The 14,677-nt window shown below is 35.5% G+C and carries 10 protein-coding genes; all 10 read right to left on the reverse strand.

What is annotated here, in order from left to right; translation table 11 throughout:
• The coding region (locus LMC10_RS01710; protein ID WP_229268760.1) for a serine-rich glycoprotein adhesin at positions 1-2,680 on the reverse strand (2,680 nt) is incomplete at its 3' end.
• A 271-nt stretch (positions 2,681-2,951) separates the two neighbouring features.
• A complete protein-coding gene (locus LMC10_RS01715; RefSeq protein WP_016496748.1) occupies positions 2,952-3,149 on the reverse strand; it encodes a hypothetical protein in 198 nt (65 codons plus the stop codon).
• On the reverse strand, positions 3,142-4,467 hold the full coding sequence (gtfB, locus tag LMC10_RS01720; protein WP_229268761.1) for an accessory Sec system glycosylation chaperone GtfB: 1,326 nt from the start codon (positions 4,465-4,467) through the stop codon (positions 3,142-3,144). The genes LMC10_RS01715 and gtfB overlap by 8 nt, the downstream gene beginning before the upstream one ends.
• Entirely contained in the window at positions 4,460-5,998 is a 1,539-nt protein-coding gene (gtfA, locus tag LMC10_RS01725; protein ID WP_229268762.1) for an accessory Sec system glycosyltransferase GtfA, read from the reverse strand. Before gtfA ends, gtfB begins: the two co-directional genes overlap by 8 nt.
• A gap of 14 nt (positions 5,999-6,012) precedes the next feature.
• Entirely contained in the window at positions 6,013-8,361 is a 2,349-nt protein-coding gene (gene secA2, locus LMC10_RS01730) for an accessory Sec system translocase SecA2 (protein WP_229268763.1), read from the reverse strand.
• Positions 8,362-8,364: 3 nt separating this feature from the next.
• Positions 8,365-9,252: an accessory Sec system protein Asp3 gene (asp3, locus tag LMC10_RS01735; protein ID WP_229268764.1), complete on the reverse strand. Its 888-nt coding sequence runs from the start codon at positions 9,250-9,252 to the stop codon at positions 8,365-8,367.
• 2 nt (positions 9,253-9,254) lie between these two features.
• Positions 9,255-10,742, reverse strand: a complete 1,488-nt coding sequence (asp2, locus tag LMC10_RS01740) for an accessory Sec system protein Asp2 (protein WP_229268765.1) — start codon at positions 10,740-10,742, stop codon at positions 9,255-9,257.
• 11 nt (positions 10,743-10,753) lie between these two features.
• Complete coding sequence (gene asp1, locus LMC10_RS01745; RefSeq protein ID WP_229268766.1) at positions 10,754-12,265, reverse strand: accessory Sec system protein Asp1; 1,512 nt, start codon at positions 12,263-12,265, stop codon at positions 10,754-10,756.
• A gap of 2 nt (positions 12,266-12,267) precedes the next feature.
• The gene (gene secY2, locus LMC10_RS01750) at positions 12,268-13,458 is read right to left on the reverse strand and encodes an accessory Sec system protein translocase subunit SecY2 (protein ID WP_229268767.1); all 1,191 of its coding nucleotides are present in this window, start codon (positions 13,456-13,458) and stop codon (positions 12,268-12,270) included.
• A 19-nt stretch (positions 13,459-13,477) separates the two neighbouring features.
• Complete coding sequence (locus tag LMC10_RS01755; protein ID WP_229268768.1) at positions 13,478-14,485, reverse strand: sugar transferase; 1,008 nt, start codon at positions 14,483-14,485, stop codon at positions 13,478-13,480.
• Positions 14,486-14,677: the final 192 nt, after the last annotated feature.

A 14,677-nucleotide genomic window follows, 5' to 3' on the forward strand; every position in this document is an offset into this window, starting at 1 on the left:
AGGCGGAGGTACTTTCGCTCGCACTCACAGATGCTGAAGTACTTTCGCTTGCACTTACCGAAGCAGATGTGCTTTCACTTGCACTTACTGAGGCGGAAGTTGATTCACTCGCACTTACGGAGGCAGATGTGCTTTCGCTGGCGCTTACTGAAGCGGATGTTGATTCACTTGCACTTACCGAAGCCGAGGTGCTTTCACTTGCACTTACTGAGGCGGAAGTTGATTCACTCGCACTTACGGAGGCAGATGTGCTTTCGCTGGCGCTCACAGAAGCGGATGTTGATTCACTTGCACTTACCGAAGCCGAGGTGCTTTCGCTGGCACTTACTGAAGCGGATGTTGATTCACTTGCACTCACTGAGGCGGATGTGCTTTCGCTGGCACTTACTGAAGCAGATGTTGATTCACTCGCACTTACTGAGGCCGAAGTTGATTCACTTGCACTCACAGATGCTGAAGTAGATTCACTAGCACTTACTGAGGCGGAGGTACTTTCGCTGGCACTTACTGAAGCCGATGTTGATTTGCTTCCACTTACTGAGGCGGAGATGCTTTCACTCACACTTACTGATGTCGATCCACTTTGACTTTCACTCAATGATGTTGAATTGGATCTACTCTCACTCAGCGATGCCGATCTACTTCGACTACCGCTTAACGATGTTTCAACTGATCGACTAGTACTACCTGAAATGCTTCCATCAATTGATGCAGAAGTACTTGCTGATGCACTTATACTTTCTGAATGAATAGTTTTACCATTATATTCAACTTTAGTAGTACCACTCTTATTAATAGTAGCCATCACGTTTTTAACTGATGTATTTCCATCTTTTTGTTCATCAGTTATAGTTCCAGTAGTATAGCTTGTTCCTTTAACGGTACTTTGATTATTTCCAAAGTAATTTGATTCGGTAACTACTCCATTATTTGTTACAACAACATTTGTATTATTAGCATTTACCGTAACAGAAAAATCCGTAGAGAAGGTTGTACCAGTTGTTGTATTTAAAGTTAAATGAGCGGGATCATTAATATTAATAGTATTGTTGGAATTACCAAAGTAGAAGTTACGGTTACCTGATAATGTAGCATTCGTTCCTTGATTAAAGGTAGCAGTATTATTGGAGCCGTTTAAGAAGTAAATATTTGTACCACTAGTATTCAAATTAATATTTGAGTTTTCTCCAGCAACAAAACTAGCACTTCCCTTAGTTAACGCAATATTTGCCACATAATACCATGGCCTTCCGCCTCTATAGTTATAAGTATTATTTATTGTCAAATTAGCATTATTACCAACAGATACAACATGCTCGATATTATTACCTAGCATAGCAATATCAAATGGCGTAATACTATTATTAATAGTTAGACTCGCACCATCATCAACTTTCAAATCATTTCCGCCGTAAATTAAAGTTTGATACCCATCAGTAATAAATTTTCCAGTTGTATAAGTGTTTCCATTATACTGATATGAATTTACACCATTGATAGTCGTATTTCCACGAATTTCAAATACCTTTAAATCAGTAGCGGTATCAGCCATAACAGCAGTTCCACCTGTGGCATCTACATCATCATAAATTAATGTATGAGCACCACCCTCAGTCATGGCAAATCCACCACGTTGATCTGCAGTGTAAAGTTTTACAGATTTAATGATCGTCGTATATTGCTTTGAAGTAGTATTATTAAGCCAAATACAATTATTTCCAATATTTAGTTCATACTTACCATTTCCATTACTTCCATCAATCGTAAAACTATGTGGCGGAATTTTACAATTCCCTATACCTGAATTTCCTAAATCAATATTAGCCGTTAATTTGATAGTACTGATATTACTATCTTTAATAGCATTAATAAACTCATCGGCAGTACTTACATTAGCAGTGCCTTCTTCTTCAGTTGCGTTCGTTTGAATAAAACTAGAATTAAATAATGCAATCGTTCCATTAGTAATATTCTCAGTCGTTGTCCGTAATGAAAGGCTTTGGTTTGCAGAAAATGCAGTATTATTAGAAGCTTCCTTTGTAAAGGTTTCAAAATCATCATTAGAAGATAATGAAGTCTCACTATTAGCAAGCGAACCACTCATACTAGATGAAGTTAAACTAGTACTAGTTGATGCTGATTGTGAAGATGCAGCGGAAGTGCTGGTCGATATTGAACCAGAGCTAATATTTGAAGTACTAGTTGTCGATTCACTTGTAGAAGTATTTGATTCGCTGGTTGAGGTACTACTTGATGTTGAACCAGAACTAACATTTGAGGTACTAGTTGTTGATTCACTTGTAGAAGTATTCGATTGACTAGTCGATGTACTACTTGATGCTGAAGTACTAGTAGATGTTAAGCCAGAACCAATTACTTGAGAACTTTGGTCAACGGTAGTAGTAGCCGCATGAGCTTCTGTTGGATTAGCTGCTCCAGTTGCTCCAATTCCGAGCAAGGTTGCAACTGTTGCTGCCCCCTTTTTATAGGCATCCGCCGTGTCAGAATTATGCATATTCTTTAGTGAGTCTAAATCATTAAAATCAGTTGTCTTAACTTCTCTCTTTGATCTAAACACAAATATTTTAAAGAAACGTGTTAACGCACTAAACCATCCATGTTTAGTTTTATATAATTTTACTTTACTTTTGTCTTCTTGTTCTTTATTGTTTTTTGCCATAGATAACCCACCCCTCTATATATCATCAGTGTATGTATCAATCTACTGATAAGCAAAATTATTATTTATCATCATCGATTGTACACCTCTTTTTCCTCAAAATAAATGAATTTTTAGTGAAGTATTAATTTTATCTTCAACAACTCTCTTACTTACCACTGTAATCATTCGATAACTTCATTTAACATCTAATAAGCGTAATTGCACCCATATCGATATTAAAGGTACTTAAAAAGATCAAAAAGCAGATTTTCGCTTCTTGATCTTTTTACTAACGAATAAAATATCCTATTAACATCATTCCAACAACTAAAATTAAAAGTAAAGTCATTAAAACGGAACGAAAGTTAATTGGCTCTTTTTTCTTTTTATAAGGTTGTCGCTTTTCTTCTTCTACTTTTTCTAAACGTTTCAAAGCATCTTGTTGAATAAGCGATTGTGGTTGATCATGATCTTCTTTTTTATTCACTTTGCAAGGCTCCAATCATTCTTTGGTAATCTTGTACACTAACCTCACTAGCTAGTTGACGCTGCGTATCGATAAGCTCTTTCATCAATGCCGGCTTTAGCAAGGCTGCCATAATATGTTTACTCATTTTCTGGGCCTCGTTTACTTTAAACACGTTCTGAGGAGTAACGAATTGTGGTTCGTGGAGCGTTTCATCGAAACCAACAATTAGCATATTTTGCTCAAAAGCGCCACGAACAGCATCCAAAATTTCATTTTGACGATTAATATCTAAATAAATGTCACAATCTGCAATCAATTGTTTAACCCGTGCAGAACTAACATTAGGATATAATTCGACATTTTCATATTGTTGATAAGCTAATAATTTACCCGACATCTCAGTAACAGCTGCAATATGAAACTTAATGTTAGGCAAATTTTTGATAAGAGTTGATAATTCAACTATCTCATCCGAATTAGTAAGAATCAAAGCTTGCGGGCGTAACTGATTAGCCCGTGGATGCGGGTATATAGTCCCGAGGAATCCAAAGTCAACGTGATTATTTTTTAGGTTCGCGCCAATTCGTTGCCAATCAGTGTATCGTTGAAAAATAATATGTTTGGTCCGTGTACTATTTTTCATTAAGAATTTCATGTTACCCGGTAATTCATCCCCACTTAGCGGTTCATGCCAAAATAAAGTATCACTACCATCTGCAGGTAAGTTCAGCGAAACACTTAACCCTTGATTTAAAGTATTATAAAAAATATGATCAAGCTTAAAGTGACGAGTCTGAAGATAATATTTAACAAGTTCAATTAATGATGGAAAATGGTACCCCCCATCAACATCTAAAAAGAAATCACCAGCAATAAGATTCCATTCAAGAAAAACACGGTTCTTTTTATCATAATATTTTCGCCATGCCGGCTGTTCGTTTCGATAATAAGTTTGGGCAAAACGATAACCATAACGATTATAATGGTCAATCCAGCTAACTTTACCATTATTATTCAACCAACGAACTTCTTTTACTTGGCGAGTATTGTCAGTAGCTTGGTATATAATATCTGCCCGTTTCTTATCAAGATCATATATCTGCCCCTGGGCTGCTGTGCTCAAAATCCGCCAGTAACGTGGTAAGGAAAGATGGTCAAAATATAAGGGCTTTTTGTTTACGTTATAGTTACCCCAATCCTTGATCGGTGACTCAACTTCGGGTGGTAAGAATCCATCATCATTAATTACTACCGTTGGGATTTTAATCTGAGCAGTTCGTTGAGAGCGAAGAAAATCAAATGAAGCTTGATCAAAGTTATCAAATAAATTAAGCATGCTGTAACTCTCCTATCAATTGCTGCCATTGTTTAGCAACATTCTTAGTCAAATACGACTCAGCTAATGAATATGATTTTTCATGGAAAGATGTTAAGTCGGCTTCAGTAAAGTTTTTAACAATAGCATCAGCTAGTAGTTGTTCTTTACGTGAATTACTCCAATCTTCAATATATGGCAATAAATAACCATTTTGTTGATCTACAATGAAAGTCTGATTACCATAGGGAACATCAAACCCAATCATCGATAAACCTGAACCCACTGCTTCCATTAAGCTTAACCCAAAGCCTTCACTAGTTGAGCCCGCAATATATGTCTCATACTTTTGATAAACATCCTTTAGATCATGTTGCCCCATTAATTTAATATAGGAATCAGCATTATTTTTTGTTATCAAATCTTGCAACCGACTCCGTTCACCACCCTCGCCGTAAATGTCCAAGGTTAGGTCCGAAACTATTTTATGTGCCGCAACCGTTGCTTCAATAACCCAATCAATATGTTTTTCGTTGGCTAATCGAGAAGCAGTAATTAAAGAATGTTTTTTACGGGTCCCTTTTGGCTTTATCAAGTGTTCCAAACTACCAACCGGGATAGTATTAATTTGTGGTTTAGCGTGGTTGAAATGCTTTTGCTGACTAGCTAGCAAATCACGTTGTCGATCAGTCGCAACGACATAAGCAGCTACATCTTGATAATGCATGAATTGATATTCATAAAAATTATTCCATAATACTTGATGATCATTTGTATAATGCTTGTCGTAGTGATCAGCATGAACAGGGATAACCAGTTTTGCTGGTAAATGATGTTCAAAAACCAATTGGCCATTAACTAACTGCTTATCTTCATCCATTCGGTCAAGAATAATTATGTCATCAGCTTTAAAATTCAATTTCCGAAGCATTTCACGATAAAGATCAGTTTTTGAATAATAATTTTGGTCAGGAAATTCAAATAATTCGTGACCATCCTCATCTAAGTGTTGAGTATACGCAATCGTCCCATTTTCATTATAAAATTCTCGAAAAACAACCTGATTATCCCTTTCTTCTCCAGAATAATATTCTGTAGCATATTTTGTATACGAATAGAAATCACGTTTAATTAGTCGATTGTTAAAAATATAAGTGACCTGATCAATCGTCTGTTTCTCTCGATCGTTATAGCGTGGCACGATCGTTAATTTTTCTTCTTCAGATTTGTATTGTAACTCTTTCGTGCCATTATTGGGCAGAAGAATAAACTTTCGCTGCTCAAGATGGTTTTGCTTAACAAAAGTATCGAGTAAAAAGGTTGATGGAGCAATTTTAATATCGGTGAAAAAGTTGTAAAGCCAGATGATCTGATCATCATTAAAACCTAGATTCGCAGTTAAATCAGCAATATTATTTCCTAAAATCAAGTCCGAAAAAACAAACTTTGCTGAAATGTTAAGATCACGAAATGCTTGTGCACGATATGATTGAGCATATTCGACACCACTACTGGCCCAGCCAATCCCTAAATTAATATTATATACAGTCATACTTTCCTCCATCATTAATTAAAATGAACAATTAAATTATTATCTTTATTTAATCTAATAGTACTTAGCATTAAGTTATCAACTACTTTTTTGGCGACAGTATCAAACATTTTTTCAAATGATTGATAAGCTTTTTCTTGGTACATAAACTTAGGATCCCGTTGTGCTGTTGTCCATGGCTGAACGATAACTGATAGTTTCGATAAATAAGCCATCTGGTCAGTCCAGCTACCATCAAGCGCATTTAATAAAGCTGAACGATAAAACTGATTTAATTGTTCGCTATTAATTAATACTTTAGCTTTCTGTTCTAGCTCTTTTTGACAAAATTGCTCTAAATATTTTTGTATTTTTTTGTGGTCTAATTCTAGATTATCCGGCAAATTCACAACATCATAAGTAAAATGTTGATTCATTAAATGTCGTAATTCTAGGGCATTCCATTTTGCTTTTTTATCAAGGTAAAGAGAAATCCCTCTGCTTAACCATTTTCCAACTTCTGTTTCTAAATGTGCTGTTCTCATTAACTGGTCACGCCGATCATAAAGATACTTACGCTGAATTTTTAATGCAATTTCATTCTTATTGACATTGCTGCGTGCCATTTGCTGATTAGCAGCTACCCGGTCATTAAGCATTGCTATACTCATTTTTAAACGCGGACTACGTAACTGTTTATCAGTCTTTTTCTTTTGTAATTGACGATAATAATTTTTGAACCGTTTGGTACTGTTCTTAGCAAGGTAGCTATCTTCTAGAGAAATATAAAATTTACTTGAGCCCGGATCACCCTGACGTCCTGCTCGTCCAGCAAGTTGTAATTTCACTCGCGTTGGCAACATCTCAGTACCAATAACTGCAAGGCCGCCTAATTCTTTGACTCCGGCTCCGAGTTTGATGTCAGTTCCTCGGCCAGCCATATTGGTAGCAACAGTCACCGCTCCTCTTTGTCCGGCATCTTTTACAATATCAGCTTCTCTTGCAACATTAAAAGCATTCAAGACATTATGAGGAATTCCTTGATCCAACAATAATTCAGAAATTATTTCTGAATTTTCTACCGAACCAGCCACTAATAAAACCGGACGCCCTGCTTTATGAAGCTCAATTGTCTCATCAAGGGCATGTATTAACTTTTGACGAGTTGTTAAATAAATTTGCTCTGGATAATCTCGACGGATTACCTTTTTCCGAGTCGGAATCTGAATAACTCGCATCTTATACACTTCAAAGAATTCTTGCTCATCACTTTTAACTGTTCCGCTCATTCCAGCAATTTTGTTAAATAAACCAAACAAACTAGGAAAGGTAATTGAAGCCGCTACTTGTTGGTTAGGAGTAAGATCAACCTGTTCTTTTGCCTCAATTGCTTGATGCAACCCTGTACTGACCTTTACCCCTCTTTTTAACCGACCATTTGCCTCATCAAGTAAAACAACTTTCCCTTCGCTAACTAAATAATCATGACCATTTTCCATAATAAAATGAGCGCGTAGGGCAAGGATAATATGACGATATACTTCCCGATACCTATTTGTAAATAGATCAGTAATACGAAAAAAGCGCTGTGCTTGTCTAATTCCATGTAATGTAAGCCAGACTGCGGTTCGATCTTCATTCAGTTTATAATCAATTTCGGGTTGGAGAGTGTGAATAAAATCATCTGTCAACCGATATAAATTTGATTGAACCATGGGAGTACTTGATACCACAAAAGGTGAAGTTGCCTCATCAAGTAAAATTGCGTCAACTTCATCGATGATTACATAGTTAAATGGTCGTAAATATTGGTCATCAATACGTGTTGCTAAATTATTAAATAAGTAATCAAATGCCAGACTACTAGCTGTCGTATAAACAATGTCAGAGTTATACCATTCTCTTTTTACTTGTGGTAATGGTTTCTGATCACTATTTGTAAAACCAAGACTAACGGTCAATCCTAACCACTCATAGACAGGCTGCAATTGCTCTTTATCACGTTGGGCAAGATAACCATTAGGTGTTAATAGCATCGCTCCTTTACCAGTCAACGCATTTAGGTAAAGAGGCATTGTCGCTGTTAAAGTTTTACCTTCCCCAGTTTTCATTTCCGCAATATTACCTTGATTTAAGACAATTGCCCCCATAACTTGCACATCATATGGAAACATTCCTAAAATCCGGTAGTCCGCTTCCCGAATGGTCGCAAATGCCCGTGGTAAAATATCATCAACTGTTTTACCATTAGCTAATTCTTTTTTTAATAGAACAGTTTGATGTTTAAGCTCTTCATCGCTCATCCCTCGCATTTCAGCGGTTAATGCATTTACTTTAGCAAGGGTATGTTTTACTTTTTGTAACCTAAAATTGGGGTGCGTCATATCTTATCCCTCTTTTGAATTTATTTCTTGAATGACCGAAAAGATAATTGGCCAGTCTGGATTAACCAATACTGGGGAACTCCAAGTAGTAGGTGGCAGTAATGGATAAATCACATCGGCAATTTGCGATTGCGGGTCAGTCTGATTAGTAACGACTGCATTGATTGTGGAAAGTTCCATCTTTAATTCCAATACTACTTGATCTAACTTCGGATTAGTACTAATAACATTGGCATCATAGATTCGATTCGCAATCAACCATTGCTTTAAAATCGCTACTACATCAGCTGATGATTGCCATGCAACACTAATCGGCTGCATTTTATAATCTTCATACTTTTTTAAATCTGGATATGTTTTGCGAACCCTTTTATTGTCAGCAATTAAAAGCAGATTAAGCTTTCCTTTTACATCTTCATTTATTGGTTCATGAAACCAAACATCCTCATGAACGCTGACTGGAAGATCGGCATCACAAATTTCAAACCGTTGGAAAGTTAAATCAGTAAGTCCATTATTAATCAATTCTAGTCGATACAGCACAGCTTCTGGGGGATAAACAAATTCAATTGACCGTTGCTGAAACTCAAGATGATCAATTTCATGTTCCTGCGCGTCAAAAAAGGTCAACCGAATAATTAATGAGTAAATCGGCGCTGCCTTTGCATTTACACTTAAACGGTATTTATGATTATTGCGGAGAATTGGTAATTGCGGGACCAATTTAGTTGCCTGATATGAATTTACAGAATTCCAACTCATAATTACTTTTCCTGGTGCCATGAGCGAGTTATGAAATAAAACGCTATAATCAGAATTTATTTTAATATCTGAACCCGCAGAATAGGCATTTGACGATTCCCAATATCCTTGATTAACAAACTGCTGCATTTTTATTCTCCTCGTCCAAAAGCATTATTTATTTCCGTAAGCCGGCTAACAAACCATTGAACAACCGCACGATTATCATTATGGCGTCCAGGAAATCCTTTACTAACAAATAGTTGAGCACTTTGAATAGCTGAATTTTCCTGCATTTTTTTTATTGCCAAATTATCATAATCATCGTTTTTCATATACCCAACATATATCCGAGTCTTAGTTAAGTCATTTTGATTCATTAAATTCCAAAAATCCATATCTAATTGTTCAAGTTGCTCAGAAGTTAAAGACGATACCAGTTGCCGATCGATATCAAAGATTGTATCAAATTCGTCTGGTCGTTCTAGACGGGCTCGTAAAGCAACTTGTCCTAAATTAACAGTTGGTTTGGCAACGTTAATTGCATAAGGAGATAATTGAGCTCCAAGTTTAATTGCCGGATATGTTCCCATTGAAATCCCATTCAATACTAATTGTTGACGATCAAATCCTAATTTCTTCAATGTTGCAATAATCGTGTCCTTGATCTGACTTTCAATTGCCTCACCGGTGTAAAACTGTCCCACTGCTAAGCGCGGATCCGTAAACAGTAAGGCTGGAGTATGATTACGCCTAAATAGAGGATATGCTTCAAATCCCTCTAAACCACGTGCTCCAGAAAAATAAACATGTAATGGCGGCCGTAAATCACCCGGATTAAAGTAATAAGCAATATCTTCGCCATTTACTGGAGCAATAAGTCGTTTACCACCTGCAAGAAATTCACCATAATCTCGTCGTGACCAACGTGCATGCAAAGTCCCTAATGTTAATTTTCCTTTTCCAAGAACCTCAACACTAACACTAGCAAATCGTGGAGCATCTTCTAACCCAATTGGTAGTTCTTGTTCTTCATTATTCCTAGAAAAATCAAGAAGATATTGGTCCTTAGAGTTACCATCCCCACCATTCGGATGAACAAAAACCCGTAAACGGACTTTAATATTGCTTTTTTGACTATATTCAAGACTAAATTTAAGTAACCGTTGAGGATCAATATAAACATTTTGCTGGTAACTACCTAAATTAGTCCATTCATCAGCTTCAATTTTTAACGTAAGATGACCATCGTCTACAAATGTTCCTACTGGATCATTTAATAATAATTTAGTTGGTGCAAACCGCATTCCAGACTGTCCCTGAAAAAATCTGATCGGCAATTGATTAATTAATTCTTGCGGTTCTTCAACAATCTGACGTGCTTCTTGACATTTAATAAAATTTAAACCGGCTTCATTAAGGTCCCTTTCAGCAAACGGAGAGTACAAAACACAATAAGGAGGGACTTGCCATTGAAGCTTACTCCACAAATTATCTTCTAACTGGACGCCTTCTGTAATTATCACTAAATCAAATCGTTTTATCCCCGCCTGAGGATAGGTATTATAATTCCATGTTATTTCATTTGGAATTTTATATTTATCTGCCCAGTTTTGTGCGCCTAACTGTAAGACATTCATGAAGATTCACCTCACTTCGTTAAAACTTTTTCCCACTTCTTTTGTAATTCTGCCGCTGATAATTGATTCATCAATTGAACATTATAAATAAGGGCTTCATTCCAATGTTTGAGATTACCTAAATAATAGTTTAATCCCTTATTGATATCAGAAATTTGCGGACAAATTAAACCATTTTGGTAGTTTTTAATTTGACTATTTGGTTGCCGATATATTTGCGGGATTCCTGTGCTAATAGCCGAAATCTGTAAGAATTCGTCCAATTGGTTTCCCCAGTCAATTAAGATCCGTAAAGAGTCTAATTGCCGCCCAGCTTCAGCAGGAGTACTAATTCTTTTTGTATCAATAGTTAGTTTAGGAATATCCATTTGCTTCGTTAAAATTTCTTCAACTTCATTTTGTTCCTCACTAGCTAATATAAACTCACCCTGATGAGTCTGTTTTAAATTTTCAAGAGCTTGTTGAGCTTGTTGTAATTTTTCAGTACTGTAGCTCATTAGCGTCAATGCTATTGCATCAGGTGACTTTAATAATCGCTGATAAAGTAATTCCAATACCTTATCAACCTCATCTTTTGTCATTGACTCAATAAAAAGCCCTATTTGTTCTTGATCTGAGCGTTGACTATGACCCAAATTAAAACGAGACTGAAACAGGGGAATTATTGTTGCATCTATATTAGATTGTTTCTTTATATTATTCTTTGTTTCATTATTATCCGCAACCAAATTTAATTCTTGGCTTTTAAGTTCATCAAGACTTTCATGATACCTATGCCAACGACTTAAAGAAAAGATGGGCTGATAAGGCAGATAAGTTTTTTGATCGATCACTGCCTGATCATCCAGCGTGACAATTAAATTATCTTGGTTTATATCAAATTTGCTCAACACATACTTAGTAATAATTTCCTCGAGTAAATCATTTAAATGCTCATAATGTAAGTAATCTGTTAATTCTGAAAAGCGCTTATTAATTTCAACCCGATCAGATTTTACATCGTGTTTAAAGCGCCAATATCCCTGTTCATCATAATAAATATATTGATATGGCTGACCATTTTCAAATAATTCTTCTCGCGAAACAAAACCGCGACTATCAAGTAACAATCGTCGACTTATTTTATCCTTTTCCAGATAGTCAACCCATAGAATTTTACCTTGTGTATCAAAAGTTACTTTGGCATAAGGATTTTCTTTGACCATAACGATTACTCGAAAGTTTGTAAAGTTATAGTAAGCTCCAGTTGGCCAATTAAAATCACGGTAATCAATAATTTGACTATCAACATGATGAACCCCTTGTAGATAATCAAAAGTACTAAAGATTTGCGTTGGTGAGATCGTTAATTGGTTTAATTTTGTCGATAATTGTGGTTGATAATCAGTAATTATTAGCGAAAAGGGTTTTTGATTTGTTTGAAATACTTTGATGTGACTAACTGCATCATCAAATTCAAGTTTAGGGATCGTATAAGACCAATCTTCTAGCAACTCATGCCAAGCAGGAACTAAATAATCCATAATCACTCATCCTTAATTAAACGTGCATATCTTAATGGGAACAATAACATTAATAATTGATCTTTTATTCCCTGCATAAACATTACAATCATTATAATATTCATTGGCAAAATTGCTAATCCAGCGAAATTTCCAAGAATACGAGAACCTAATAAACCAAAGCTTAACTGGATAGCATTCAAAAGCGCTCCAAAAAAAGATACGTGAATTACTAGATGTTGTAAATATTTTTTTGTCGGTTCACCAGGACGAATACCTATAATGTAATTATTATTATGTAACATTGTTTTGGCCTGTTCTTTAGGGTCAAATTGTACAAATGTAAAGAAGTAAAATAGTACAAAAGCTAATATTCCACTAAGTACAATTTCAAAATAGGGGTTAGCAAATAAAGACTGTGGACCTAAAATATTTGCTAATAGAGTTGGAATCATTAACAATGACATTCCAACCATGTAAGTCATCATTGCCCCCATATTGAGTCCTAGCGGAAGAATAATCGGCTTATCATGACTGCTCATCATTGTATCGACCATCTTAATTGGATAATAAGCACGATTAAAAGAAATCCAAAAAATTAAAAGGCCAAAACTTGCGAGCACAATTAATGCCAACCAAAGAATCCCGTAAGACTGGCCCACTATTTTCCCAATTGACGATAATAAATTAGGAAGAGTACCAGAAATAATGTTAAAAAGGATAATCGTTATTGTTCCACCAATACCAAACCGAGTATTCATATTTCCTAACCATACTACAAATAGGCTTCCAGCAGTTAACATTAACGTTACCGCCAAGCTCGTAAGCAAATTCGTCGTAAGGTTTAGCATTAAAGTAAGAGCTAACGATTGAATAATTGCAAAAATTAAAGTTAACCATTGCTGTATTCTCATCGTTTGTTTTATCGAAAATGTATCAAAATAGAATAATCGCATCATCGTCAATAACTGAATAATCATCATTGAAATCATTAATGGGTTCAATCCAACTGAAAATAACGATAAGCGTTGTAAGTTACCCCCACTCATAAAACTCATGATTCCTAGAGAACTATTAGCTAATACCCGACGAAAGGTTGTCGAAATGTTAACTAGTGGCAATGAAATCGTACAGCCTAAAATATAAATGATTAAAATAAAGAATGTAGCTCCTAATCGTTTTAATAAATTATTTAATTGTATTTTCTGTGTCACTTTTCCCTCATCAGCTTTTTTATTGATAATATAATTTAAATACTGCTTCTGTTAATGCTTTTTTAGCAAAGTAGCCTTCCCGAATCAAGCGTGCAAAGTCATCTACTCGTTGGACCATTTCATTGTAAAATTGATCGTCCATCTCTTGCACTTTTTCGATAGCTTCATCTAAGTTATCAGCTACAATTCCTAAGCCTTTGCGTAATATTGTTTCACTCTCTGCGATATTTTCATTAACAATGACCGGCAAGCCAGCTGCCAAGTAAGTACTTAGTTTATGGTTAGCGTTCAAATGCATATAGTTTTTCCAATATGGCTCATTTGACCACACTAAACCAAAGCCACCATTATGCCGGAGTTTTGACAGTAAGACAGGATCTGATTGCCAGCCCATAAACTTAATATTATCTGTCGGTTCAATATCGATCACCTTAGCAAAGGCATATAAGGGCTTATCAGGATAATGCCAATGACCGACCAACTGGAACTTTTCAAGGTTACCAGCTAAATTAATTGCCCCTGTATTTTGTGGTGTTACTGTAAAGTCAACGCTAGCACAATGATCCCACATATGCTGTAACACCACTTTTTCGACCGTCAAACCATTCGCACGAAGGAAATCCACCATTGGCTGAGAAGGTGCAATAATTAAATCAGCTTTATTATAGTAGTCAATAAATTGCGGCATTAAGTAACGATTTGATTCAAACATTAATGGAATAATATCATGAATAAAAATAATTTTTTTAACATTATAAGGAGCAAGATGATCAATGAAAGCTTGATCCCATTCGATCGAATTCCAACTTGGTGATTGAAAAATAACTGTATCATTATTAGATACAGAAGCAATAATGCCATCAAATCGAGTATCTAAAGCAACTGGTGGTTCATCTGGCCAGTTATAGTTATAAATTCCAAGTTCATTAAAGCCAAGTTCACGCCCGATTTTGGCAATTTGATTTTGAGCAATTTGGGCAGTACTTTGAAAGCTTTGACCATAGAGGTTAGTAATATGAACTGTCAATGATAATCCCTCCCACAAAATAATCATTTATTATAATAAATGATAGTCGTAATGATTTAATGATACCATAACATTTGCATTCATTAAAAATGTTGTTGACTTAAAAGATTATTTCAAATGCTGATACTTCGATAAATTAAAATCAATGTTTTTTACAAAAAAATGCTCTCTAAGTATTCTTTTTTTATTTAG

Origin of the sequence: Limosilactobacillus reuteri subsp. simiae (assembly GCF_020784875.1) — a bacterium.
Taxonomy (GTDB): domain Bacteria; phylum Bacillota; class Bacilli; order Lactobacillales; family Lactobacillaceae; genus Limosilactobacillus; species Limosilactobacillus reuteri_H.